The organism is Faecalibacterium sp. 3, assembly GCF_048323735.1.
Classification (GTDB): Bacteria; Bacillota; Clostridia; order Oscillospirales; family Ruminococcaceae; genus Faecalibacterium; species Faecalibacterium wellingii.
In genome coordinates, this window is sequence record NZ_JBLWFN010000001.1 from 1,107,501 (window position 1) to 1,132,484 (window position 24,984).

A 24,984-nucleotide genomic window follows, 5' to 3' on the forward strand; every position below is an offset into this window, starting at 1 on the left:
CACTGCTCCGGGTGGCGGGTGGGCACGGCGCGCTGGCTGAGCATGCTCATAATGACGCCGCCGTGGGTCACGCAGGCGGCCTCGGTCACGTCCATGCGGATCATATACTCGAACAGCTTCATCAGGCTCTCGGCGCAGCGGGCGTGGAACTGGTCGGTGGGCTCTGCCCCTTCCGGCAGATAGTTGGAACCCGGCGTGATCCACTTTTTAAAGTCCTCGTCGTGCACCAGCTCCTTGACAGGCTTGTTCTCAAACTTGCCAAAACCGGCCTCCCGCAGGTCGTGGACCGTAAAGGTGTGCTTTGCATCCGGGAACAGGATGTTTGCCGTCTCCACTGCACGCAGCAGTGGAGAGGAGAACACGGTATCCACCTGCGGATACTCGAACCGCTCCTTCAGCTCCGCCAGCTGAGCGCGGCCCTCATCACACAGAGGGATGTCCGTGCCGCTGCCGATGTACAGGCCCTGCAGGTTGCCGGCAGTCATGCCGTGGCGGATGAGGTGAAGCTTGAAAGTTTTCATGGGTAGTGCCTCTCTTTATCGCTGTGCGGCCTGCGCGAAAACAGGCTGCCGGTTCCGCTGCGGAGAAAAAATCTGGCAGAAAATCATCCCGTCTGCCAGATTTTTCACCTTTTGGCGGCGGCAGCCGCTTTGCGCACGCCACAAAATGTATGCGTTAATACCTTTAGTTTAACATAGATATGGTATCCAGAGCAAGCCTTTTGACAAAAATGACGAAAATCAACGGAAAATATCGTCACTTTTCTTGCTTTACAAAAGGTTTTCCGTTGTGTATAATCAACCTGCTGTAAACCAAAAACAAGGATGTTCCTTTCCACCGAACTTTGAGGAGCCAAAAATCATGGAATTCAACCGTATCATCAAGCTGCTGCGCAAGGAGCGCGGCATCACCCAGAAGCAGGCCGCCGAGGATCTGGGCGTTTCGCAGGCTTTGCTTTCCCACTACGAAAAAGGCATCCGCGAATGCGGTCTGGATTTTGTGGTGCGTGTGGCCGATTATTATAATGTCTCCTGCGATTATCTTCTGGGCCGCAGTGCAGAGCGCAACGGCATGATGCTCTCCGCAGAGGACATCCCGAACCCGGATAAGATGAAGGATAATATCTACCACGGCAGCGTGCTGCCCACCATGAACAAAAAGCTGATCTCCAACAGCCTGAATGTGCTGTACGCCAAGATCGGCCAGTGCCACAGCAAGGCCCTGACCACCGAGGTGAGCACCTACCTGATGATGGCCGTGGCAAAGATGTTCCGCCTGCTGTACTCGGCAGAGCCCCACAACGCCGCCAGCCTGTTCAGCATCGAGCCCATCCGCTGGCGCGGCTGCTCCGACGCCGTGATGCGCATGTCCGAGGCCAACGTGGAAGCCCTGCTGACCGGGCAGGATGTGAACGGCGGCGAGGGCGTCAAGGACCCGGCCTGCCTTTCCATGACCACCGAAAGCCTGACCCGGGAGTTCCCGCTTTATACCCCCAGCCTGTTAAATCTGGTCAAAACCAGCGAGACGCATGTGAAGGGCCTTTCTCCCGAAGGGTGATATTCCTGTGAAAAAGCTGTAAATTCAGCCCCGAAACCCTTGCATCTTGCGGGCAGAAAGGGTATAAACAAATTAGAATATTCTGGAATACGTTTTTTCCGATCGATAAGGAGGATCTCTTTATGTCGAATCCCATTTCCCGCCGTACGTTCCTCAAGTGCACCGGCGCATCCGCTGTTGCTCTGGGTGCAGCAGGCCTGCTGGGCGGCTGCCAGCAGAGTGGCGGTGACACCATCGTGGATGTCAAGGTCGGCGATAAGATCAGCAACTGGAACGGCCTTGGCGTGATGCTGACCAGCCTGTTCCGCATCGATACCGCTCCCGCACAGGAGGGTTATGAATATATCGCTGTGCTGGTCACTGTGGTCAACCGCACCAAGAACCAGACCTTCAACATCGGCGCACAGAATCTGGCCGAGATCAGCGCAGCTTACCCTGTGCCCCCGCAGGAGAACGTGGACGCCAACTTCCACGCACTGGCTGCTGCTTCCACCGACTTTGCCGCTTCCTGCGACGGTCAGGGTGTGGAGTGCGGTGCCAACATCTCGCTGTACAACTCCAACTCCCAGACCTTCTCCGAGTCCACCAACCTGCCCCCGCAGGGCAGCGGCTATCTGCAGCTGATGCTGATGGTCCCCAAGGGCTGGCAGAACCTGCAGATCACCTACATGCCCACCTTTGTGGCGGATAAGACCATCACCTTCAACATGGCCGCCGCCGACATGACCCGCGCCTGAGAGAACGGTTTCCTGAGACGAAATTTCGTCCGGAATGTACGTTGCTGCTCAAATTTTCATACTTTTATTTTGCCAAAAGCATTGACTTTTGCCCCGTTTTCGCCTATTTTATAGGTAACGCCGCAAGGCTTTTATTATGATCTTTTATTCAAAGGAGGAATTATTATGTCTTATACATTCTCCCGCCGTGATTTTATGAAGTACTCTGCTGTTGCAGCCGTTGCCGTTGCCGGTTCCAGCATGTTCACCGGATGTGGCAGCTTCTCCAACCCCAACCGTCCTTTCGGCACCTATACCAAAGATGCTGACTGCAAGCTGAGCTTTGGCGGCAAGTCCGGCGGCGTTTTGGGCTTTGGCGGCACACCGGATTACCTCGTCCTGAATAAGGATGCTTCGTATGATTCTGCTTCCCGCACTCTCAAGCTGGAATTCACCCACTATCCTATTTCGGAAGGCACCAGCGCTATCGCTTCCTGCTACCAGTTGAAGTATGTTACTGAGGATGGCAACCATTATGTTACCAGTGCTACTGGCGTGGCGTCCAACGGTGGTAAAGGTCTGAAAGCCAACGAAGTAGCGCATGCCACTGTAACCGTTACCATTCCGGAGAATGTAAAGCCTGCTGTGGAAGGTGCTAAGGCTGTTTACATCCAGTACTTCCCCCGCAACAACGCTCTGGGCAGAGAAGACGACACCTACAGCGATGTTTACGCAACCTGGGAGATCACCTCTCTGTTCCTCAAAGCTTGATTTTATTGATGCATCAAAGGCCCGCACCCACAAGGTGCGGGCCTTTTTGTATCCCAGTTTTTGGAAGTTATGCTGTAAAGCAGCCAAGACATTTTAGTTGTTTTGTGCCTTGTGCACAGGGCCGTTTTTCGGTACAATAGGGATATAAAAACGTGAAAGAGCATCGCAGGGATGCGGTGCTTTTTGCATTTGAGGGGCGACCCGAAGAACCTGAAAAAAGGAGTGCTGTTTCGATGATCAACATGGTAAAGCTTCCCACCAAGAAAAGCAACTTGTTCCTGCGCGTGGCAAAGGGCCACTTTGCTACCAGCCACAGCCATATCAACTATTACATCGACGTCACTACCCAGAAGTCCCGTCTTTCCGAGGCCAGAGCCGTGGCAAAGGAGCTGGTTTCCGCCTACCAGCACAACACCATCGTGGATACCGTGCTCTGTCTGGACGGCACGCAGGTCATCGGCACCTGCCTTGCCAATGAGCTGACCAAGGACGGCTTTGCCAACATGAATGCCCACCAGACCATCTATGTCATCACGCCGGAGTACACTACCGGCAGTCAGATCATTCTGCGCGACAATCTGGCCCCCATGGTCAAGGGCAAGCATGTGCTCATTCTGGCTGCTTCCCTCACCACCGGCTACACCGTGCAGGCCGCTGTGGAAGCCGTGAACTACTACGGCGGCATGGTGGCGGGCCTTTCTGCCATCTTCGCCACCACCCACGAGTGCATGGGCTATGAGGTCACCTCGATCTTCGACCCCTCCAGCCTGCCGGACTACGCCAGCTTCGACAGCCGCGACTGCCCCATGTGCAAGGCCGGCCAGCACATCGATGCGCTGGTGAACAGCTTTGGCTATTCGGCGCTGTAACGTAAAAAGGCTGTCAAGTGCTCACGGATGCGCCCTTGACAGTCCCTTGTGAAATGATTATACTATAAATAGAAAGGCGCTGGCCCGCAAACGGCTCGCTCCTTACTGAATCAGATCAAGAAAAATGACCGTTCAAGTTGGTAGCTGGAGGCGGTCATTTTTTCTTGCGTCTATCGCTGTGAGAAACAGTCCATGTAATTTCAAACGTAACGTAGATCGCTCCGCCGAGAAGCGTGAGCAGCAATACGACCTGTTCAAACGTCATGGTGCATCCCCCCTTTCCGCCCTCAAGCGTCCGGGGGAGCGAGATTTCAAGAAAAATCTCTTTACCCGGCGCGCTCAGGTGCCGGTAAGGAGAAAAAGCCGCCTGTGTTTGTGGCACAGCGCCCTGCCGCCAAAGCGGCAGTTTTATGATAGCATACTTTTCATCAAAACACAACAGGGCTTTGCAGTCGCTTTTATCGCTGCAAAGCCCTGTTTTTACTTCTTCTTTTTCGGGAACACAAAGGGCTCGTGCAGATACACCAGCACCAGATACAGCGCCATGAAGCACCAGATGATGGGCTCGCACAGGATGACCGCATTGTACTGGAATTTCGGGATGAACACCAGCACAAAGATCACCTTGCCCACCAGCTCGATCACGCTGGAGAACAGCGGCAGGACCTTCTGGCCAAGGCTCTGCAGCGCGTAGCGGGTGCACAGCAGCACCCCCAGCACCGCATAGAACGGTGCGTTCCACAGCAGGTACCGCGCACCGTTTTCCAGCACGATGGGCTCCGTGGAGCCGGAGATGAGCCGCACCATCCATTCCGCGCCAAACTTCATCAGGAAGACCGCCGCGATCATCACCGCCACGGAATACAGATACATCTGCCGCATTCCCCTGCGCACACGGTCGGGCTGGTTTGCGCCGCGGTTCTGGGAAACGAAGGTAGAGCCTGCATTCGCCATGGAGATCAGCGGCATATCCGTAAAGGCGAACAGCTTACGGGCGGCGGTGTGGCCTGCGATGGTCAGAGTGCCCAGACCGTTGATGCCGTACTGCAGCACCACAGAGCCAGCCGAGACGATGCTGCTCATCAGGCCCATGGAAATGCTCTGGCTGAACAGCTCCCAATAGAGATGGGAGCCCACGGCAAGGTGCTTTTTCTCCGGGATGAGGATGCGCACCTTTGCCAGCACATACAGGATGCACAGCACCACCGAAATGCCCTGTGCAATGACCGTTGCCACCGCTGCGCCCCGCACGCCCATGCCAACGCCGGCAATGAACCACAGATCCAGCCCCACGTTCAGCGCCGAGCTGATGAGCAGGAACACCAGCGGCATCACGCTGTTGCCGATGGCGCGCAGCAGACCGGCGCACAGGTTGTACAGGAACATGACGATCACGCCAAGATCAATGACGATGATGTAGCTGTAGGCTTCTTCCAGGATCTCTGCCGGGGTGTCCAGCAGCTGCAGCAGGGGACGCAGCCCCAAAAAGCCCGCCGCCGTGATGACCAGCGATGCGATCAGCCCAATGACGATGGAGCCGGTCACGGTGCGCTTGAGCAGGTCTTCGTCCTGTGCGCCGTAGGAGCGCGCCGCAACGATGGCAAGGCCGTTGCCGATGCCGATGCCAAAGCCCACCAGAAGCTCGTAGATGGAGCCGCAGGAGCCAATGGCGGCAAGGGCCGTGTCGCCCAGCACATTGCCCACGATCATGGTGTCTACAGTGTTGTACAATTGTTGAAAAAGGTTCGAGACCAGAATCGGCAGCATGAAGAGCAGGAGACTCTTCAGGATAGAGCCGTGCATCAGGTCCACATTCATGTTCCATAAACTTTTCTTTTGGGGCTGTGCGTGGGTCATAGGGTTCCTCCAAAGTTCTATTTTTACCGCAAACAAGGGACTGCACAAAAGTCAGCCCCTTGTTTTGCCGTGTGATGCTGTTGCTTTTTCCGATGAAGCTGCCCGCACGGGCTCTTCTCGTGAAAAGACAAATCTGGAAAATCCGCAGATTTTCCAGATTTGCAAAGATAAACCAATTTTCCGCTATTTATTGCCAGAGCGCAAGTGGAGGCAATTCTAAATCGTTACAGCTCCTGCGTCTCAAAGCCGCTGCCGGTGAGCACTTGCACACTGGTAAAGCCTGCAGCCTTGATGGCGGCGGCAGCTTCGTCAAAGCCGAAGGTCAGGCTGTTAATGTCGTGAGAGTCCGAGGTGATGATGACCTTGCCGCCCATCTTCTGCCACTCGCCCAGCAGCCACGGGCCGGGGTAGAAGTCCTTGCGGTAGCCGCGGTAGACACTGCCGGTGTTCACTTCCAGCAGGCAGTCGTTCGCCTTTGCGGCCTGCAGAGCCTTGAGGGCAGCGGCCTTGTAGCGGGGCGACTCTTCGTCGAAGAACTCGCCGTTGGCATTCAGCTTCTTGATCAGGTCGATGTGGGCCAGAATATCCGGCTTGAGGGCGGCCACCTTTTCCACCTCGGCAAAGTAGGCTTCCACAGCGGCAAGCGGGTCTGCGTCAAAGTCGTCGTTGATGCAGTCCCACAGGTCCTGCGGACGGAAGTCGATCTCATAATACTTGCCGGTGTTCTTGCCGTACAGGTGGTGTGCGCTGCCGATCCAGTAATCGTAGCCGGTGCGCTTGTCCTCGCTGAGGATATCCCACTCGATGCCGCACAGGATATCCACCTTGCCCCTGTATTCGGCCTTGAGCTTTGCGATGGTGGCCTTGTACTGGGCGGTGCGGCTGGGGCTCATGCAGTATTCGCGGTCGCGCTGGGTGTAGCTATGGCCGGTAAAGCCCAGCGTGGTCAAGCCCTGCGCACATGCAGCACTTGCCATATCCTGCAAGGTATTTTTGCCATCACACATGGTGGAGTGGCAATGGACACTGGACTTCTTATAATCTGCCATAGATAATTCACTGCATCCTTTCCTGTTTGACCTTGTGGTCAATGACGTGACGTTTTTCCAGTTCACGGGTCACATCCTCCACCGTGATGCCGGCGCTGACCATCAGCACCAGAACATGGTAGGCAAGATCGCTGATCTCGTAAACGGTCTCTTCCTTATCCTCTTTTTCGCCCGCAATAATGACCTCGGTGCACTCTTCGCCCACCTTTTTCAGGATCTTCTCCTTGCCCTTCTCGAACAGGTAGGTGGTATAGCTGCCCTCCTGCGGATCGGTCTTGCGGCCCTTGATGAGCTCATACAGGCCCTGCCAGCTGAACTGCTTCAGCTCCGGCGAGACGTATACTTCGTTGAAGAAGCAGCTCTCGGCGCCGGTGTGGCAGGCGGGGCCGGATTTGACCACTTCCACCACCAGTGCATCTGCGTCGCAGTCGGCGGTGATGGACACCACCCGCTGCACATTGCCGCTGGTCTCGCCCTTGCGCCAGATCTCCTGACGGCTGCGGCTCCAGAACACGGTGCGGCCCTCAGCAATGGTGAGTGCCAGCGTCTCGGCGTTCATGTATGCGAGGGTGAGCACCTCTTTGGTGTAGTGGTCCTGCACGATGGCAGGAATCAGGCCCTTTTCATCAAATTTCAGATTCATAACGGTTCTCCCTCCCCGGATGGGGATACTACTAGTTTAGCGTATTCCGTGCGCAAACGCAAGAGTTTGCGGGTTGTTTTTGCGGAAATCCAGCTTCGCGTTACGGCTTTTCCCCGCGCCGGGGAGAAATGTCCCTGCGTTACAGCCGCATCTCCACGCCGTTTGCGTTGAGGTATTCCTTCAGATCCCGGATGGTCAGCAGCTTCTGGTGGAAGATGCCCGCGGCAAGACCTGCATCGATGCCCTTGTGGTGGAACAGCTCCAGAAAGTCTTCCTTTTTGCCCGCGCCGCCGCTGGCAATGATGGGCACGTTCACCCGCGCCGCAACTGCATCCAGCATCTCAAGGTCGAAGCCGCTGCGCACGCCATCGGTATCGATGCTGTTCAGGCAGATCTCGCCCGCGCCGTGGTCCACGCACCAGCTGATCCAGTCCAGTGCATCCCGGCCGGTATCCTCGCGCCCGCCCTTGGCGAACACCCGGAACTGGCCGTCCACCCGCTTTACATCGGCAGAGAGCACCACACACTGGTTGCCGTAGCGCTGTGCCGCCGCCGGGATGAGGCCGGGGTCCTTCAGTGCGCCCGAGTTGACGCTGACCTTATCCGCACCGCACTTGAGCACCCGGTCGAAGTCTTCCAGCGTATTGATGCCGCCGCCCACCGTGAGCGGGATAAAAATTTCGCTGGCGACGCGGGTCAGGATATCCGTGAACAGCGCCCGGCCCTCGAAGCTGGCGGTGATATCGTAGAACACCAGCTCGTCGGCACCGGCAGCGTTGTACATGCGGGCCATTTCCACCGGGTCGGCCACGTCCCGGATGCCTTCAAAGTTCGTGCCCTTGACCACGCGGCCATTGCGCACATCAAGACAGGGAATAATGCGTTTGGTGATCATGTCGTTTCCCCTCCGTTCACTCCTGCACCAGCTGCACGCAGCGCGCAAGGTCCAGTGCGCCGGTGTACAGGCTCTTGCCCAAAATGGCAGCGGCAGTGCCCATTTTTTTCAGTTCCAGAAGCTCTGCTTCGGACGAGATGCCGCCGCTGGCCGTAAAGGCTACGCCGGGCACTTCCTCTGCCAGCTGGCGGTACAGGCCCAGATTGGTGCCCTTCATGGCACCGTCGCAGGCAATGTCCGTGTAGATGATGGCAGTGCATCCGGCGGCGGCCAGACGCCTGCAGAAGTCCACGCCCGGCTCCCGGCTTACCTCCTTCCAGCCATGGATGGCCACATAGCCATCCTTTGCATCCACACCCACGGCAATTTTATCGCCGTATTTCTGCAGCATCCGGGCGGTAAAGTCAAAATCCGTCACCGCCACGCTGCCCAGGATGCAGCGGCCCACACCGAGGGAGAGGTATGTTTCAATGCGTTCCTCGGTGCGGATGCCGCCGCCCACCTCAATGTATAAGCCGCCCTGTTTTGCCAGCGCGGCAATGGTATCGTAGTTGGAAAGGGTGCCGTCCTTTGCGCCGTCCAGATCGACGACGTGCAGATTTTTGGCCCCCGCTGCAAGGAACTCCCGCGCCTGTGCGCAGGGGTCCTCACCATAGACGGTCATGCGGTCGTAGTCGCCCTGCGTCAGACGCACCACTTTGCCGCCCCGCAGGTCAATGGCTGGAAATAGCTGCATTTGAATCTCCTTCAGAAACGAACCTCTCAGGCTCGCATTCGCTCGCCAGCTCTCCCGAAGGGAGAGCTTTTTGCATTTTACGGTTCACTCTTTAGAAGCTCCCCCTTCGGGGGAGCTGGCAACGCCGCAGGCGTTGACTGAGAGGGTTATAGCTCCGCAAACGCCTTCAAGATTCGCAGTCCGGTGTCGCCGCTCTTTTCCGGGTGGAACTGGGTGCCGTACACCCTGCCTGCCCGCACCGCACCGGTGACGGGAATGGAATAATCGCTCACGGCCAGCGTGCTTTCGGCGCAGTTCTTGCCGTAGTAGCTGTGGACGTAATAGACGTATTCGCCCTCACGGATGTACTTGAACAGCGGGTCGTCCTTTACAATGTGCAAGGCGTTCCAGCCGATCTGCGGCACCTTCAGGCTCTTGTCCGTAAGGTCGGGCTCCAGCGGGCAGACTTCCCCCTTCACAAAGCCGAGGCCTTCGTGCTCACCGTACTCGTAGCTCTTTTCAAACAGCAGCTGCATGCCAAGGCAGATGCCCAGCAGCGGCTTCCTTTCGGCTTCGGCCCGAATCACCGGCACAAGACCCGTTGCCTCCAGCTTTGCCATGGCGTCGGCAAAAGCGCCCACACCCGGCAGGATCAGCCGGTCGGCTTTGCGGATGGTGTCCGCGTCCGCAGTCACAACGGCTTCCAGCCCCAGCTGCTTCAGGCTGGACTTCAGGCTGAACAGGTTGCCCACGCCATAATCGATAATTGCGATCATACCAGCAGTCCTTTCGTGGAAGGGATCTCGTCCTTGTGAGCTTCGTCGATCTTCACGGCCGCGCCCAGTGCATGGCCTGCGCCCTTGAAGCAGGCCTCGAGGATGTGGTGGGTATTTTCTCCCGCAAATTGTACAAAGTGGACCGTGGCGGGCACGCTGCGGGCAAAGCCCAGCCAGAATTCCTTGGCGCATTCCACATCAAAATCGCCCACCTTTTCGGTGCTGCAATGGACGTCCCAGTTCAGGGTGCAGCGGCCCGAAAGATCGACGGCGCACAGGATCAGCGCTTCATCCATGGGCAGATAAAAGCTGCCGTAGCGCTGGATACCGCGCATATCGCCCAGCGCCCGTGCAAAGGCCTGACCCAGTGCAATGCCCACATCCTCGGTGGTGTGGTGGTAGTCCACCTGCACATCGCCGTGGCAGGTGAGCACTAAGTCAAAACGGCCATGGCGGGCGAACAGCTCCAGCATGTGGTTCAGAAAACCGCACCCGGTGTCCACCTCGTAGCGGCCGGTGCCGTCCAGATCAAGGGTAAGGTCGATCTGGGTCTCATTGGTGTTGCGTTCCAGCGAGATCATTCGGTTCGGCATGGTTCATTCCTCCATGATCTTATCCAGTGTGTTCACGAATATCTTCATCTGTTCCGATGTGCCAATGGTGATGCGCAGCCAGTTCTGGATGCGGGGCGCGTCGAAGTGGCGCACCAGAATGCCGTTTTTCTTCAACTCTTTGTAGAGTGTTTCGCCGTCTTTCCGGTCGGTACTTGCAAACAGGAAGTTGGAGCGGCTGTCCAGCACGGCAAAGCCCCGCTGTTCCAGCTGCTGTTTTGTCCATGCGCGGGTATCCACGATGGCGGCGCGGGTCCTGTCAAAATAAGCGGTGTCTTCCAGCGCGGCCTGCCCGGCCTTCAGGGTCAGGCGGTTGATGTTGTAGGGGTTCAGGCTGAACTTGACCCGGTTCAGGTCGGCAATGAGCTTTGCATTGCCCATGGCCAGACCCAGACGCGCACCGGCCAGCTGCCGGGACTTGGAAAAGGTCTGCACCACCAGCAGGTTCTCGTACTGGTCGATGAGGGGCACGCAGCTCTCGCCGCCAAAGTCCACATAGGCCTCGTCCACAATGACCACGTTGTTCGGGTTCGCTTTCAGGATGCCCTCAATTTCCGCCCGGGGCAGTGCAATGCCAGTGGGGGCGTTAGGGTTTGCAAGGACGATGGTCTGGTTCAGGCCGTAGTAGTCCTTCGGGTCAAGGGTGAAATCCTCTTTCAGCGGGATGATGTGGCTGGGAATGTGCATCAGCCCACACCACACGCCGTAGCAGCCGTAGGTGATGTCGGCATAGGCCAGCGGGTGGTCTGCGTCGCAGAAGGCACGCAGCGCAAAGAAGAGGTTCTCGTCGCTGCCGTTGCCGGGCATGATCTGCTCCGGCTGCAAACCGAAGTGGGCTGCGGCCGCCTTGAGCAGGTCGGCACAGGCGGGGTCGGAGTAAAGGCGCAGCTTTTCCACCTCGTGCTCGCTCACGGCGGCGATCACCGCCGGGGAGGGCAGATAGGGGCTTTCGTTGGTGTTCAGTTTGATGTACTGCTGATCCTGCGGCTGCTCACCCGGGGTGTAGGGGGTGACAGCGGCCAGCGTGGGAGAAAGGAATTTACTCATGGTTCAAATCCTCACTTTTCATACCGGATGGTCACGCTGCGGGCGTGGGCGTGCAGGCCCTCGCGCTCGGCAAAATCGGCGATGCGGGGAGCCACCTCGCCCAGCGCTTCCCGGGTGTAGTAGAGGAAGCTGGACTTCTTTACAAAGTCGTCTACGCCCAAGGGGCTGGAGAAGCGGGCGGTGCCGCTGGTGGGCAGGGTGTGGTTGGGGCCTGCAAAGTAATCGCCCAGCGCTTCCGGCACGTTGCGGCCAAGGAAGATGCTGCCTGCGTTTTTGATCTCGTTCAGCACGCCGAAGGGATCCTCCACGCACACTTCCAGATGTTCCGGTGCAATGATGTTGCAGGCCTCAATGGCCTTGTGCAGGTCGGTGCAGAGGATGATCTTGCCGTTGTCGTCCACGCTGGCGCGGGCGATGGCGGCACGGGGCAGCTGCGGGATCTGCACCTCCAGCTCCGCCTGCACGGCCTTGGCCAGCTCCGGGCTGTCGGTGACGAGGACCGGGCTTGCCAGTTTGTCGTGCTCGGCCTGACTCAGCAGATCCGCCGCCACCCATGCAGGGTTGCAGCCGCCGTCGGCCAGCACCAGAATTTCGCTGGGGCCGGCGATCATATCGATGCCCACCTTGCCGAACACCTTGCGCTTGGCAGTGGCAACGTAGATGTTGCCGGGGCCAACGATCTTATCCACCGCAGGGATGCTCTGGGTGCCGTAGGCGAGAGCCGCCACGGCCTGTGCGCCGCCGGTCTTGAAGATCTTGGTCACGCCTGCGGTAGCAGCGGCGGCAAGGATGACCGGGTTCACCCTGCCGTCCTTTCCGGCGGGGGTGGTCATGACGATCTCGGACACGCCTGCCACCTTTGCCGGAATCACGTCCATGAGCACGGTGGAGGGATAGGCCGCCGTGCCGCCGGGCACATAGACACCGGCCTTTTCAATGGGGGTATATTTCTGGCCCAGTACGATGCCGGGCTTGTCGTTCACCACAAAGTTCTTGTGCACCTGCTGGCGGTGGAAGCTCTCGATGTTGGCGGCGGCTTCGCGCAGGGTCTCGAGGAAGTAGGGGTCCATGTTCGCAAAGGCCTCGTCGATCTCCTCCTGCGTCACCTGCAGGGCATCGATCTTTGCACCGTCAAATTTCAGCGCATAATCCTTCAGGGCTTCATCGCCCCGGGCGCGCACATCGGCAATGATGCCGTCCACCACATCCTCCACGTTCTTTTCCGCGCGGATGTCGCGGTTCAAAATCTCTTCGGGCCTGAGCTCGTCAAAGTTATACAGCTTGATCATTTTGCTTCCTCCTTGTTCTGCAGTTCCGCCCGCAGCTTTTCCAGCATGGTGTCCATTTCGGCGTGCTTGAACTGGTAGCTGGCCTTGTTGGCAATGAACCGGGCCGAGATGGGCATGAACTCGGTGACCACCTTCAGGCCGTTCTCCCGCAGGGTGGTGCCGGTCTCCACGATATCCACGATGACGTCCGAAAGGCCCAGAATGGGGGCCAGCTCGATGGAGCCGTTCAGCTTGATGATATCGATGTCCCGCCCCATGGATGCGTAGTAGCTCTTTGCGATGCTGACGAATTTGGTGGCCACCCGCACCGGGCGGCTGGGGTCGTCCTTGTAATCGGCCGGGGCGGCAACGCACATGCGGCATTTGCCAAGGCCGGTGTCCAGCAGCTCGTACACATCGGCAGAAGCCTCGGTGAGGATGTCCTTTCCCACGATGCCCACATCGGCGGCACCGTGCTCCACATAGATGGCAACGTCGCTGGGCTTGACGAGGAAGTAGCGGATGCCGGCCTCCGGGTTTTCCACCACCAGCTTGCGGGTGGTGTTATAGTCCTCCGGGCAGCCGTAGCCGATGACCGCCAGCAGGTTATACACCTTATCGCCCAGACGGCCCTTGGGCAGGGCCACATTCAGCATCACCCTGTCGGTGCTGTTCTTCTGCACCGGCGGCAGCGGGGCGCTCAGGCGGTCCAGCTCGTCCAGATAGACCGCAAAGCCGATGGCACCGGCACCGGGGGTGAACTTCTGCATCAGCAGGTCGTAGCGGCCGCCCTTGAGCAGGGGGCGGGGCAGGGTTTTCAGATAGCCCTGAAACACAAGGCCGTTGTAGTATTCCATCTCACCGGCTAGGGTCATGTCCAGCCGGATGACGCCGCCCGCCTTTTCCAGCGGCACAGCCAGCGCTTCCAGCTCGGCCACAGCCGCGCGCATGGCGTCATTGCGGCACAGGGCAGCGGCCTTTGCAAGGGTATCGGCATAGCTGCCGCAGAGGCTCAGCACGCTGCACAGGATGTCGGCGGCGGCATCGGCAAGACCGGCAGCTCCGGCGGCGGCCCGCAGCTCGTGGGCGTTTTTCTCCCGCAGCTTTTCCAGCAGCTTTGCGCGGGCGGCATCCGGCACGCCCAGCGCGTCGAACAGGCCGAACAGGTAACCCATGTGGCTCACTTCCAGCACCCACTCAGCCCCCAGCGCATCCAGCGACCGCGCCGCCAGACACACCGCCTGCTGCACCTGTGCTTCGCCCACCGCGCCCAGCATCTCAAGGCCCATCTGGCTGATCTCTTTAAAGGTGTGGCTCTCGGCGGAAGGGCGATAGACGTTCTCGTGATAGTAGTAGCGCAGGGTCTCGCCGGGGGCGGGCTGCGCCGTCTTGGCAATGGAGAGAGTCACGTCCGGCTTGAGGGCCAGCAGCCGGCCATCCAGATCGGTAAAGGTGATGACCTGCTCGGACGAGAGGAAGCTGCGGTTCTCCTGATACAGGCCGTACTCCTCAAAGCGGCCCATGTGGTACTTGCGGCAGCCCGCCGCTTCGTACAAGGCGCGCAGCGCAAAGGAGGCGCGCTCCTTGGGCTGCAGGTTTGCAAGGCTGAATTCCATCGTCGGTTCCCCCTGTTTCTTACATCCATCGCCGGCGTTCTCCGGCACTTTTCGACTCCTCTATCTCATCCGCCGGGCCCCACTGCCCGGCGATCCTTTGCGCGGCACCTCCGCGCCTTTTCCATACGGAATTGGTTCTATTGTTATTTTACTTTATCAAGATAAAGTTGTAAAGTAGGAAAGTGCCAGTGTTTTCTGTTTTATGACACGATTTTTCTGTGCGTTTGTACAGAGCGCAGGAAAAAAGGAGCCGCCGCACCGAATGCAGCAGCTCCTTTTCAGGCAGATTTTATCCCAGCAGGTCCAGCACACCGGCCTTCGGGCGGGCACCCACGGCCTGACGCACCAGCTTGCCCTGCTCAAACACCAGCAGGGTGGGGATGCTCATGACGCCGAACTCCCCGGCCAGCTCCGGCTGTTCGTCCACATTCACCTTGCCCACCTTCACATCGGTGCGCTCCTCGGCCACCTCGTCCACAATAGGACTGAGCATCCGGCAGGGGCCGCACCAGCTGGCCCAGAAGTCCAGCAGGACGGGCTTTGCGCTCTGCAGCACCTCCTGCTCAAAATTTTCCTTCGTGATCGTAACAACTGCCATATTTCTACCTCCTGAAAGGGTTCGTTCGTGGTTGTTCTTATGGCATCAGTATACCCCAAATGCCGGGGCTTTTCCGTAACCGGGTCACATTGGGGCGCAAAAAAGCCCGGAGCAGGAAGAAAGAATACTGCTCCGGGCGGGGAATGGTTATGTTATTGTGCGGTCAGGCTCAGACTTCCTGCATGGCGTTCTTGCCTGCAACGTAGCCGTAGTACATGGCCATGGAGTGGCTGACGCCCTTCAGGCCGATGGGGTACTCGGTGGCAAAACGGTTGCCCTGCACGTTGCCTGCCACATACAGGCCGGGGATCACGTTGCGGTCGGCGTCGAAGGTGTGGCAGTTCTCGTCGCTCTCCAGACCGCCGATGCAGACCAGCAGCAGGGCGGTGGTGAACTTGTCGGCGTAGAAGGGGCCGTTCTCCAGCGCCCACATGCGGGATGCGGGCTTGTGGAAGTCCTCGTCGTAGCCGTCCTTTGCCAGCTGGTTGTAGCGCTGGATGGACTCCAGAGCGGTCTGCTGGGCAGCGGTGTCATCGGGGTAGATCTTTGCCACCAGCTCTTCCAGCGTGTCGGCCTTGACGGCGCGGCCGTCGGCCACGGCTGCTTCCAGCTGATAGGGGCTCTTGTAGTTGCGGTAAGTGGTGTTGTTCTTGGGGCCCTCTGCCTCGCTGGCGTAGTCCTCGTAGTAGCAGGCACCGCCGTGGGCTGCGGGCATGTAGGGCAGCTGCTGGGGCCAGTTGGAGTCGAAGATCTGCCAGCTCTCGCGGTTCTTCTGCAGCTCGATCTGGTTTTCCAGCTGCTGGCCGGGCAGGTCCTCGTTCATGAAGCGCTTGCCGTTCAGATCCAGATTCAAAAAGCCTGCGTTGCCCATGACGCCCACACCGGACAGGTCGGCACCGCCGCCCATATGGTGGATCATGGGTGCGTGGCTCTGCTGCACCTGAGCGCCTGCCCACATGCCCAGCTGGATGCCGTCGCCCTGATTGGTGAAGCTGCCCTCCACGTCCACATTGGTGAACAGGCACTGGATGTTGTTCTCAATGACCTCGGGGCAGAAATGCTGCAGCATCTTGGTGTTCTGGGAGTAATCGCCGGTGGACAGGATGACGCCCTTGGCGGCGTTGCACTTGATGTACTCGCCGGTGGCAGCATCGCGGGCATACAGGCCCACGCAGCGGCCGTCCTCCATGATGAGCTTTTCCACAAAGCAGCCGTAGAAGGTTTCCACGTTGCCGGTGTCAACGGCCTTCTGCATGTTGGCGTTGACGGTGACGGACTGGTTGGGCAGGAACTCCACAGAGGTGGGGTAGCAGGGGAAGCGCTCCTGCTTCCAGTCGTAGTTCTCGGGCAGCGGGTAGAAAATGGGGATCAGGAAGTTATTTGCGTTCTCGTCAGGGATGGCGCTGCGGGTGGTCTCGGCGTAGTACAGCTCCGGGTTTGCTTCCACCCACCAGTCAAAGGCATCGCCGATGTTGTGGGCCCACTTGCTCATAATGGAGCGCTTGCAGCGGTAGGTGCTTTCCACCATGTGAGAATCCACGATCTCGTCGATCTGCTCACGGGTCCAGGTGTTGCGGCCCCACTTGGCCTGCACATTGCCGTTGATGACGGCATACTCGCCGCTACGGCACTGGGGACCGTCAGCCTTTTCAAAGGCTGCTACCTTGCCGCCGTCCTCGGCGATGCTGCGCACGGCTGCCACACCGGCAATGCCGCAGCCCACCACGGCCACATCCACGTCCACCGTCTTGGTGACCTTGCTCTCGTCGATCTCCGGCTCGGTGCCCAGCCAGTCGTTCTCCGAAGCGGCAGCGGAGCTGTCTGCGCCGTCTGCCTTGACGCCCATGGCCTGCTCGATGCAGCTGGCAGCCGCCTTCTTGACGGCGTTGGTGGTAACAGTAGCACCGGAGATGTTGTCGATCTCGGTGCCCTGTGCGGCCATGATGGCCTCCTGCAGGGTAGGCGCAGCCACGCCGCCGATGCTCTCGGTCTCGTTGGAAGCATCGATGACCACCTCGGTGATGGCGGTCTCGCTGAAGGTCATGGTCACCTTCACCTCACCGATGCCGGTGGCCGTGCCGGTGTAGGTACCGGCGGTGTAGATGGCATCACCGGAAGCGGCGGTGCTGGAAGAAGCTGCGGAGTTGCAGGCAGCCAGTGCACCGGCGGTGACGCCGCTCATGGCGGCAGCAGCGGCGACCTTCAAAAAGCCTTTGCGGGAGATCTTTTCCATTTGGATTTCCTCTTTCTTCTCATCATTTTCTCTTCGTCTCTGCGGGAGTTTTTCCCGCGCCGCACTTAGTATAAAATATAACGAAGTAAAAGGGAAACAAAAAAATTTTGCCATGCCAATAAAAATTGTTTATAACTGGCTCCTGCCATGCTATACTGAGAGCAGACGGATCTTCCCCTGCACAGAAAGGAGCTTTTTTCGGATGAACGACCACCAGCTGCTGTGTTTTCTCACCGTGAGCCGGACCCTGAATTTTACCACAGCCGCCCGGGAGCTGTACTGCACCCAGCCCGCCCTCAGCTACCAGATCCGCAGTCTGGAAAAGGAGCTGGATCTGGCCCTGTTTGAGCGCAGCACCACCCGCGTGGCGCTGACCGAAGCAGGCCGGGCCTTTGTGCCGCAGGCGGAGGGGATCTATCGCAGCATCCTGAACGCCCGCACCGCACTGAAGGGCTTTGCCCGGCGGCACACACTGACCCTGCGCCTGCCGCCGGTGCTGCTGCAGCGGGACCCCATTTATCCCATCCTGATGGCACGGCTGCACGCCGCGCTGCCGGGATATGAGTTTGCGGTGGACACTCGGCCCGTGTCACGCAACCCCCACGAAATGCTCTGCAGCGAGGCAGACGCAGCCCTCTATCTGCCCTTTGGGCCGCTGCAGCCGGAGATCGAGCGCACCCCCATCCTGCACAACACCTTTTACCTGATCGTATCGCCGGAGCACCCGCTCACAGGGCGCAGCACTCTGACGCTGGCTGATCTTGCCGGGCAGCAGCTGTTTTATGAGCCGCTGTATCAGGAAATGGTGGATCTTGCCGTTGTTCAGCCCGGCCTGCCGTTTTCCGCACCAAGCTGGCACATGGTGGAAAACTACGAGTGTGTTTACAACGATCTGCTTGCCGGGCGCGGCATGTTTTTGTGCCCGATGAAATACCCGGCCTTTCCGGCGGCATGGTATCTGCCGCTGCAGCTGCCTTTGCCGGACACCTGTCTGCTGACTCTGCGGGACGACCCGCGTCCCGAGATCCAACGGCTGCGGGAGGTATTTACCGCTGTATACGCCAGCCGTGCAAAGCTGCTGGGCGAAGAATGAATGCAAAAAGGGGCTGCTGCACATCCTTTTGAACGAACGTGCAGCAGCCCTTCAGCTCTTATAATATTCCGACAGTTTTATTTGCCCAGCATTTCATGGGCAGTCTTGCAGATGGTGGCAGCATCCAGACCGTAGAACTTCAGCAGGTCCCATGCCGGGCCGGAGCAGCCGAACACGTCCTGCACGCCTACGCGGCGCACCGGCGTGGGCAGCTTTTCGCTCAGCACGGCGCAGACAGCCTCGCCCAGACCGCCGATGACGTTGTGCTCCTCGGCAGTGATGACCTTGCCGCACTCCTTTGCAGCCTTGAGGACGATCTCCTCGTCCAGAGGCTTGATGGTGTGGATGTTGATGACCCGGGCGTGGATGCCCTCAGCAGCCAGCTGCTCCGCAGCCATGCGGGCTTCGTTGACCATCAGGCCGGTGGCGATGATGGCAATGTCGCTGCCCTCGGTGATCTGCTCGCCCTTGCCGATCTCAAAGTGATAGTTCTCGGCATCGTGGAACACCGGAACGGCCAGACGGCCAAAGCGCAGATAGACGGGGCCTTCCATTTCGTAGGCGGCACGCACAGCGGCGCGGGCCTCCACATCGTCTGCCGGGCAGATCACGGTCATGCCGGGGATGCTGCGCATGAGGGCAAAGTCCTCGCAGCACTGATGGGAAGCGCCGTCCTCGCCCACCGAGATACCGCCGTGGGTGGCACCGATCTTCACGTTCAGGTGGGGGTAGCCGATGGAGTTGCGCACCTGCTCGAAGGCGCGGCCGGCGGCGAACATGGCAAAGCTGGAAACAAAGGGCACGTAGCCCATGGTGGATAGGCCTGCGGCCACGCCCATCATGTTGCCCTCGGCAATGCCGCAGTCAAAGTGACGGTCCGGGTAAGCCTTGCGGAACATGCCGGTCTTGGTGGCAGCGGCAAGGTCTGCGTCCAGCACCACCAGATCCTCGTGGCCCTCTGCGGCCAGCTCCTTCAGGGTGTTGCCGTAGCTTTCACGGGTAGCGATCTTCTTCACATCTGCCATCTTAGTTTTCCTCCTGCTCCAGCGCGGCGTATGCGGCGTTCAGTTCCTCAATTGCGATCTTGTACTCGTCATCGTTGGGGCCCTTGCCGTGCCAGTCCACAGAGTTGGTCATATAGGAAACGCCCTTGCCCTTTGTGGTGTCCATGATGATGCAGGTGGGCTTTACAGTCTCTGCATGGAACGCCTGCATGGCGGCTTCGATCTGGTCGTAGTCGTGGCCGTCGATGGTGACGACATTGAAGTTGAAGGCCTTCAGCTTCTCTTCCAGCGGGGCGCTGTTCATCACGGTCTCGGTGGTGCCGTCGATCTGCAGATGGTTGCGGTCCAGCACAACGCACAGGTTGGAAAGGCCGTAGTGTGCGGCAAACATAAAGGCTTCCCAGCACTCGCCCTCTTCCACCTCGCCGTCGCCCACGATGGTGTAGACGTTGATGGGCTTGCCGGCGTGCTTGGCACCCAGTGCCATGCCGCAGGCGGCAGAGATGCCCTGACCCAGACTGCCGGTGGACATATCCACGCCCGGGGTCTCGTTCATGTTGGGGTGGCCCTGCAGATAGCTGCCGATCTTACGCAGGGTCTTGAGGTCTTCCACCGGGAAATAGCCGCGCTCTGCCAGCGCTGCATACAGTGCCGGTGCAGCATGGCCCTTGGACAGCACCAGACGGTCGCGGTCGGCCATCTTGGGGTCCTTCGGGTCAATGTTCATTTCCACAGAATAGAGGTAGCTCAGCAGCTCGGCGATATCCAGACTGCCGCCCGGATGGCCGCACTTTGCGCTGTGCGTGCCCTCGATCACGCCCATGCGGATGTGGCAGGCGTGCTTGGCCAGAGTAAGTTTTTCTGCATTTGTCATGATGGTCCTCCCGTATGAACCTCAGATTTGCACATGTTCAAAAAAGCCTTTCGTCAGCGCCGGTGCAGTCCTGCTGCCCGCAGCGCGCTCTTTTTCAAGTTTATATTAGCTATTCTATGCAAAAAGGTCAAGCTTCTTCATGCAAAATGTACATACGCGGGGAAATATTCATGGAAATTTGCCGCTTTTTGGTCAAATTGCAGGCTTTTTGCCGTATCTTGACAAAGCCAGAGGCATCTGCTATATTTTTCACAGATTCCGGCAGGAAGCCGGATGCGCAGGCAGAAGCCTGTTTTCTCCATTTGTGCGGAGCATCCGCTCCATCTGCGCGCTGCGCATGTGCGCGGCGCGGCGGGCCGGTCCAGGCCCTGCCATCTTAATTTTTACAGACGCCACGAAGGGGTCTGCCTTTGGCTTGCAAGCCGGGCAGGCCCCTTTTTTATCTGGCAAAAGGAGGAAGCTTTTTTATGAAAACCAACCCCCGTTCCACCACCCGCAGCCTTGTGCTGGCTGCACTGTTCCTTGCACTGGCCTTTGTGCTGCCCATGGTCACCGGCCATGTGCCGCAGGTGGGCAACATGCTGTGCCCGATGCACTTTCCCATTCTGCTGTGCGGCTTTGTGCTGGGCGGCCCATGGGGCCTTGCCGTGGGCTTTATTGCTCCGCTGGTGCGCTCGGTGCTGTTCGGCATGCCGCCCATGTTCCCCATCGCCATCTCCATGGCCTTTGAGCTGGCCGCTTACGGCCTTGTGTCCGGCGTGCTCTGGCGCAAGGTGAAGCACACCGTTCCCATGATGTACGCTTCTCTCGTCACCGCCATGGTGGCGGGACGTCTGGTGTGGGGTGCCGTCCGCTTTGTGCTGGCAGGCCTCACCGGCTCGTCCTTCCCGTTCAGCGCGTTTTTGTCCGGCGCGCTGCTCACCGCCGTGCCGGGCATCGTGGCACAGCTGGTGCTCATCCCGCTGATTTTGGTGGCTTTGCAGAAGGCAAAGGTCATCGATTGACTTACTATTTAGAATGCCCTCCGCTTTGCTCTGGGCATAAACAGCGGAAATTTTATTTTTATTATTACAGAAGAGCAGCGGCTGCGGCCGCTGCTCTTCTGTTTTTTCACAGGAGGGGCCGTAATTTTAAGTTTGTTCTATAAAAAACGAACCAGCAAAGTCCGTAAGCTTTGCTGGTTCGCAATTCAAAAACAAGTTTTTAGTTCTTCTTACCGGTCAGGAACTCCGGCAGGGGCTTGCCCTGCTTGCGCCACTGATGGTACTCTGCCGTAGCAGCGAACTCCACGTCACCGGCAGAGTTCAGGGCAGTCTCCACAGAGTCCTGCACCACGCCGATGATGAAGCCGACGCCTACCATCTGCATGGCGACATCGTTGGAAATGCCGAACAGGGAGCAGGCCATGGGGATCAGCAGCAGGGAACCGCCGGCCACGCCGGAAGCACCGCAGGCACCCAGAGCGCTCATGGCGCTCAGCACGATGGCTGCAGCCAGAGACACCTGAATGCCCAAGGTGTTGGCAGCGGCCAGCGTCATGATGGTGATGGTGATGGCGGCACCGTCCATGTTGATGGTAGCGCCCAGCGGGATGGAGACGGAGTACATATCCTTGTCCAGACCCAGCTTTTCGCACAGGGCCATGTTCACGGGGATGTTGGCGGCGGAGCTGCGGGTGAAGAAGGCGGTCAGGCCGGACTCACGCAGGCAGCGGAACACCAGCGGATAGGGGTTGCAGCCCAGATAGATAAACATGATGAAGGGGGAGACGATGAGGGCCATAAACAGCATGGTGCCCACCAGCAGGGCCAGCAGCTTGCCGTACTGGGTAAAGATGGCAAGGCCGTTGCCGGAAACGTTGGTGTAGACCAGACCCATGATGCCGAAGGGAGCCAGATTGATGATCCAGCGCACGATCTGGGAGACCGCATCGGCGGTGTTTGCCATAAAGGTCTTGGTGGTGTCAGAGCCGATCTTCTTCATGGCCACGCCGAACATGCAGGCCCAGAACAGGATGCCGATGTAGTTGCCGCTCATGATGGCGCTGACGGGGTTTGCCACAAAGTTGGTGAGCAGGGTGCCCATGACTTCGCCCAGACCCTGCGGCACCACGTCCGACTGGGCAGCGTCTGCCAGCACGACCGTGACCGGGAACAGAAAGCTGGTCACCACTGCGATGGCCGCAGCCAGAAAGGTGGTGAGCATGTACAGCCAGATGACCGTGCCGAAGCGGCGGTCCAGCTTGGAAGAGCCCTGTGCCAGAGCACTTGCCACGATCACGAACACCAGCACCGGGGCGATGCCCTTCAGTGCGCCAACGAACAGGCTGCCCAGTTCACCCACCCAGCCTGCACCGGGGGCCACCAGAGCCAGCACCGCACCGATGATCAGACCGATCAGGATGCGAACGATCAGGCTGATGCCGTTGTAGCGGGCAACTGCCTTGTTCAACGTTTTCATATAGACACTCCTCTTTCCTATTGTACGCCATTGGCGCACAGTTTCCTGTCTCTTACACGAGGACGGGTGTTATTATAGCACACACGGCAGAGAAATGAAAGCATTTTCAGACATTTTTCGTTCACAAATTTGCGTTCAGGTCGGTGCCCATGGGGTTTTTCCGTCGATCTGTATTTGTGGCAAGGACAGCTTTGGTCGTTCGCGGCTTTGTTCTCTCCGTCACCGTCGAGCGGCGCAGGGCGGAGCGAGCGGGGGCAAACAAAAAAGCCTGCGTGCGCAGTCCTGCATGGCAGGCTCTGCATCCGCAGACCGGGGCTCTTTGGGGGTGTACTCTGTTTTCAGCGCAGCGGCTGGGTGGGCGCAAGCTTCTGGTAGGCAAAGCGGGGCGAGCCGTCCCGCACATGGATGACGCCGCAGCGGGTAAAGCCGTTCTTTTCCAGCAGATGCTGCATGATCTTGTTATCGGCATGGGTGTCCGCACGCAGGCTCTGGCAGTGCTCCAGACTCCAGTCCAGCACGGCCTTGCCCACGCCCTTCTGTTTGCCGGCCGATGCCAGACGGTGCACCGTGCCATAGGGCAGGGTATCGTCCAGCCACTGACCGTCCTCAATGACGGCGTAGGTGGGGTCCGTTCCCAGAATAAAGGCAAACACGGCCTCGATCTGGCCGTTGACCACATAGAGGAACAACCGGTTCGAGTCGATATCCTCCTCCAGCAATTCCTGCGGCGGGAAATCATCCCCCCACTGGGTCGGGTTGCCCGATGCCTTCATGACTGCACGTGCATGGGCGTAGATCTTCAGGATCTGGGGCAGATCCCCTCTCACTGCTCCACGAAACATTCATTCCACCTCTTTCGACAGCGCCGCACCGACGCTGCTAGAATGGTTCTATTGTACTCCATTTTTCCATAAAAATCCAGTTTTTTGCATCGATCTGCCATAAAACGTTCCGAAACGACAAAACAGGGCACGGCGTCTGCTGTGCCCTGTTTTGTCTGGTCAGGCTGTGGTTCATGCACTGGTGCGGGTATGGCCCGTGCGCACCAGCCGGTATTCCCGGGGGCTGAGGCCGTAGCGCTCGTGGAACAGGCGGTAGAAATAGCTGGTGTTCTCGTAGCCCACCAGAGAAATGATCTGCTGGATGTTCATGTCGCTGCGGCGCAGCAGGCGGGCAGCGGTCTCCATACGGTGCTTTTGCAGCAATTCCTTATAGGTGCGGCCGGTCTCGGCACGCACGCACTCGCTGACGTATGCCAGCGAAACGCCATACTCCCGCGCCACGTTGGAAAGGCTGGCTTCCCGGTAGTTCTGGGTGATCTCTTTCAGTGCCGCCTGCACCAGCGCTTCGCGGCTGACCGTTCCGGCCCTGACTTCCGGCAGGATAGGATTCGTCTGTGTCATCTGCGTTTCCTCCGTAAAGGGTGCGGCGGGCGGGGACTGGGGGATGTCGGACGCCCGCCGCACAGGGAATGGCGGCTCCTGCCGCCCTACACCTCAGATACGAACCGACGCACCGGAATATTGCAGAAAGCTAAAAAATTTTTAGTCAATTTTCGTCCTGCAGAAAAAGGCCGCCTCTGCACAAGGCAGAAACGGCCTTTTTCAGGAGAAATAAAGAAAACACGAACCCTCAAAAATGAGGAAGGGAAATGCTCAGAACATGCTCTCGTCCTTATAGCGGCCGGTGCGCACAAACTGCACCCACTCGGCCACATTCACGGCGTGGTCGCCGATGCGTTCCAGATACTTGATGACCATCAGCAGATCCAGCGCTGCGTCCACCTTGCCGGGGTCTTCGGCGATCTCCTGCGCCAGCTGATGCTTGATGGCGTTGAAATCGTAGTCCACCGCGTCGTCTGCGGCAATGACCTTGCGCGCCGCCAGCTCGTCCTCTGCCGTCAAGGCGGCAAGGGCATCCAGGATCATCTGGTGAGCCTTTTTGCCCATGGCAATGGCCTGACTTACCGCTGGGTCGCCCTCTTTGCGGACAGTGACAAGGTGGGGGATGATCTCGGCGATATCGGCGGCATGGTCACCGATGCGCTCGATGTCCGTGACCACCTTCATGGCCGTGGAGATGCGGCGCAGGTCGCCCGCCACCGGCTGCTGACGCAGCAGCAGGGTCATGCAGCGGTGCTCGATATCCCGCTCCATGTTGTTGATGCGGGCGTCTCCCTTCACGATGGCCGCAGCTGCATCGGCGTCAGCGACGCAGAGCGCTTCCAGAACGTTCTCCACGGCATCGGCAGAGTTGCGGCCCATTTCGGTCAGCGATTTTTTCAACGATTCCAGATCGGTGTCGTACTGTTTACGGATACTCATAGCTGTTT

At 58.8% G+C, this 24,984-nt stretch carries 26 protein-coding genes (1 of these 26 cut by a window edge); 6 read left to right on the forward strand and 20 right to left on the reverse strand.

Going from position 1 to position 24,984, the window contains the following annotated elements:
* Positions 1 to 521: the 5' portion of a histidine phosphatase family protein gene (locus tag ACNSPV_RS05170; RefSeq protein WP_249237797.1), read on the reverse strand. Its footprint begins 154 nt before the window's first position; 521 of the gene's 675 nt are visible here — the first part of the coding sequence; its start codon is at positions 519 to 521; its stop codon lies beyond the left edge, outside the window.
* Between the two features lie 340 nt (positions 522 to 861).
* Here ACNSPV_RS05170 and ACNSPV_RS05175 point away from each other — a divergent pair, with 340 nt between their 5' ends.
* The 4 genes from ACNSPV_RS05175 (at position 862) to ACNSPV_RS05190 (ending at position 3,913) form a co-directional block, all read left to right on the forward strand.
* Positions 862 to 1,557, forward strand: coding sequence for a helix-turn-helix transcriptional regulator (locus tag ACNSPV_RS05175; RefSeq protein ID WP_348584335.1), 696 nt, complete (start codon positions 862 to 864; stop codon positions 1,555 to 1,557).
* Positions 1,558 to 1,679: 122 nt separating this feature from the next.
* Positions 1,680 to 2,294, forward strand: coding sequence for a twin-arginine translocation signal domain-containing protein (locus ACNSPV_RS05180; protein ID WP_348584334.1), 615 nt, complete (start codon positions 1,680 to 1,682; stop codon positions 2,292 to 2,294).
* A gap of 165 nt (positions 2,295 to 2,459) precedes the next feature.
* Positions 2,460 to 3,044, forward strand: coding sequence for a twin-arginine translocation signal domain-containing protein (locus ACNSPV_RS05185; RefSeq protein ID WP_348584333.1), 585 nt, complete (start codon positions 2,460 to 2,462; stop codon positions 3,042 to 3,044).
* Positions 3,045 to 3,277: 233 nt separating this feature from the next.
* Positions 3,278 to 3,913, forward strand: coding sequence for a phosphoribosyltransferase (locus tag ACNSPV_RS05190; protein WP_348584332.1), 636 nt, complete (start codon positions 3,278 to 3,280; stop codon positions 3,911 to 3,913).
* Between the two features lie 154 nt (positions 3,914 to 4,067).
* Here the strand turns inward: ACNSPV_RS05190 and ACNSPV_RS05195 are convergent, their stop codons facing one another.
* The 13 genes from ACNSPV_RS05195 to ACNSPV_RS05255 form a co-directional block, all read right to left on the reverse strand.
* A complete protein-coding gene (locus ACNSPV_RS05195) occupies positions 4,068 to 4,484 on the reverse strand; it encodes a hypothetical protein (RefSeq protein ID WP_418268308.1) in 417 nt (138 codons plus the stop codon).
* Positions 4,394 to 5,770, reverse strand: coding sequence for an MATE family efflux transporter (locus ACNSPV_RS05200; protein ID WP_348584331.1), 1,377 nt, complete (start codon positions 5,768 to 5,770; stop codon positions 4,394 to 4,396). Before ACNSPV_RS05200 ends, ACNSPV_RS05195 begins: the two co-directional genes overlap by 91 nt.
* A 224-nt stretch (positions 5,771 to 5,994) precedes the next feature.
* Complete coding sequence (locus ACNSPV_RS05205) at positions 5,995 to 6,819, reverse strand: histidinol-phosphatase HisJ family protein (protein WP_348584330.1); 825 nt, start codon at positions 6,817 to 6,819, stop codon at positions 5,995 to 5,997.
* A 7-nt stretch (positions 6,820 to 6,826) separates the two neighbouring features.
* A complete protein-coding gene (gene hisIE, locus ACNSPV_RS05210; RefSeq protein ID WP_249237790.1) occupies positions 6,827 to 7,462 on the reverse strand; it encodes a bifunctional phosphoribosyl-AMP cyclohydrolase/phosphoribosyl-ATP diphosphatase HisIE in 636 nt (211 codons plus the stop codon).
* 139 nt (positions 7,463 to 7,601) lie between these two features.
* The gene (gene hisF / locus ACNSPV_RS05215; RefSeq protein ID WP_154260055.1) at positions 7,602 to 8,357 is read right to left on the reverse strand and encodes an imidazole glycerol phosphate synthase subunit HisF; all 756 of its coding nucleotides are present in this window, start codon (positions 8,355 to 8,357) and stop codon (positions 7,602 to 7,604) included.
* A 16-nt stretch (positions 8,358 to 8,373) separates the two neighbouring features.
* Positions 8,374 to 9,093 carry a 1-(5-phosphoribosyl)-5-[(5-phosphoribosylamino)methylideneamino]imidazole-4-carboxamide isomerase gene (hisA, locus tag ACNSPV_RS05220; protein ID WP_348584328.1) on the reverse strand — a complete coding sequence of 240 codons (720 nt, stop codon included), beginning with the start codon at positions 9,091 to 9,093 and terminating at the stop codon, positions 8,374 to 8,376.
* 146 nt (positions 9,094 to 9,239) lie between these two features.
* Positions 9,240 to 9,848: an imidazole glycerol phosphate synthase subunit HisH gene (gene hisH, locus ACNSPV_RS05225; RefSeq protein WP_348584325.1), complete on the reverse strand. Its 609-nt coding sequence runs from the start codon at positions 9,846 to 9,848 to the stop codon at positions 9,240 to 9,242.
* A complete protein-coding gene (gene hisB, locus ACNSPV_RS05230; RefSeq protein WP_118527613.1) occupies positions 9,845 to 10,441 on the reverse strand; it encodes an imidazoleglycerol-phosphate dehydratase HisB in 597 nt (198 codons plus the stop codon). The genes hisH and hisB overlap by 4 nt, the downstream gene beginning before the upstream one ends.
* 3 nt (positions 10,442 to 10,444) lie before the next feature.
* Positions 10,445 to 11,506, reverse strand: a complete 1,062-nt coding sequence (gene hisC, locus ACNSPV_RS05235; protein WP_348584324.1) for a histidinol-phosphate transaminase — start codon at positions 11,504 to 11,506, stop codon at positions 10,445 to 10,447.
* A gap of 11 nt (positions 11,507 to 11,517) precedes the next feature.
* A complete protein-coding gene (gene hisD / locus ACNSPV_RS05240) occupies positions 11,518 to 12,795 on the reverse strand; it encodes a histidinol dehydrogenase (protein WP_339394563.1) in 1,278 nt (425 codons plus the stop codon).
* Entirely contained in the window at positions 12,792 to 14,390 is a 1,599-nt protein-coding gene (gene hisG, locus ACNSPV_RS05245) for an ATP phosphoribosyltransferase (protein ID WP_348584321.1), read from the reverse strand. The genes hisD and hisG overlap by 4 nt, the downstream gene beginning before the upstream one ends.
* A 289-nt stretch (positions 14,391 to 14,679) precedes the next feature.
* Positions 14,680 to 14,988, reverse strand: a complete 309-nt coding sequence (gene trxA, locus ACNSPV_RS05250; RefSeq protein WP_348584320.1) for a thioredoxin — start codon at positions 14,986 to 14,988, stop codon at positions 14,680 to 14,682.
* Between the two features lie 169 nt (positions 14,989 to 15,157).
* Positions 15,158 to 17,221, reverse strand: coding sequence for an FAD-binding protein (locus tag ACNSPV_RS05255; RefSeq protein ID WP_348584319.1), 2,064 nt, complete (start codon positions 17,219 to 17,221; stop codon positions 15,158 to 15,160).
* 202 nt (positions 17,222 to 17,423) lie between these two features.
* Between ACNSPV_RS05255 and ACNSPV_RS05260 the strand changes: the two genes are divergently transcribed.
* Positions 17,424 to 18,314, forward strand: a complete 891-nt coding sequence (locus tag ACNSPV_RS05260) for a LysR family transcriptional regulator (protein ID WP_348584317.1) — start codon at positions 17,424 to 17,426, stop codon at positions 18,312 to 18,314.
* Between the two features lie 77 nt (positions 18,315 to 18,391).
* On the opposite strand, the gene ACNSPV_RS05265 is transcribed toward ACNSPV_RS05260, so the two are convergent.
* Together ACNSPV_RS05265 and ACNSPV_RS05270 are read right to left on the reverse strand one after the other, a co-directional pair.
* Positions 18,392 to 19,339, reverse strand: coding sequence for a transketolase family protein (locus ACNSPV_RS05265; RefSeq protein WP_339394559.1), 948 nt, complete (start codon positions 19,337 to 19,339; stop codon positions 18,392 to 18,394).
* 1 nt (position 19,340) lies between these two features.
* Positions 19,341 to 20,192, reverse strand: coding sequence for a transketolase (locus tag ACNSPV_RS05270; protein ID WP_348584314.1), 852 nt, complete (start codon positions 20,190 to 20,192; stop codon positions 19,341 to 19,343).
* A gap of 467 nt (positions 20,193 to 20,659) precedes the next feature.
* On the opposite strand from ACNSPV_RS05270, the gene ACNSPV_RS05275 reads away from it, so the two are divergent.
* Positions 20,660 to 21,196, forward strand: coding sequence for an ECF transporter S component (locus tag ACNSPV_RS05275; RefSeq protein WP_348584313.1), 537 nt, complete (start codon positions 20,660 to 20,662; stop codon positions 21,194 to 21,196).
* A 199-nt stretch (positions 21,197 to 21,395) separates the two neighbouring features.
* Here the strand turns inward: ACNSPV_RS05275 and sstT are convergent, their stop codons facing one another.
* The 4 genes from sstT to phoU all read right to left on the reverse strand — a co-directional run bounded on the left by sstT (position 21,396) and on the right by phoU (position 24,976).
* Positions 21,396 to 22,643 carry a serine/threonine transporter SstT gene (gene sstT / locus ACNSPV_RS05280; RefSeq protein ID WP_348585205.1) on the reverse strand — a complete coding sequence of 416 codons (1,248 nt, stop codon included), beginning with the start codon at positions 22,641 to 22,643 and terminating at the stop codon, positions 21,396 to 21,398.
* A 347-nt stretch (positions 22,644 to 22,990) separates the two neighbouring features.
* Positions 22,991 to 23,494, reverse strand: coding sequence for a GNAT family protein (locus tag ACNSPV_RS05285; RefSeq protein WP_348584311.1), 504 nt, complete (start codon positions 23,492 to 23,494; stop codon positions 22,991 to 22,993).
* 171 nt (positions 23,495 to 23,665) lie between these two features.
* Entirely contained in the window at positions 23,666 to 24,055 is a 390-nt protein-coding gene (locus ACNSPV_RS05290) for a helix-turn-helix transcriptional regulator (protein ID WP_249237775.1), read from the reverse strand.
* Between the two features lie 252 nt (positions 24,056 to 24,307).
* Positions 24,308 to 24,976 (reverse strand): phosphate signaling complex protein PhoU, encoded by a 669-nt coding sequence (phoU, locus tag ACNSPV_RS05295; RefSeq protein ID WP_348584309.1) that lies wholly within the window; start codon positions 24,974 to 24,976, stop codon positions 24,308 to 24,310.
* Positions 24,977 to 24,984: the final 8 nt, after the last annotated feature.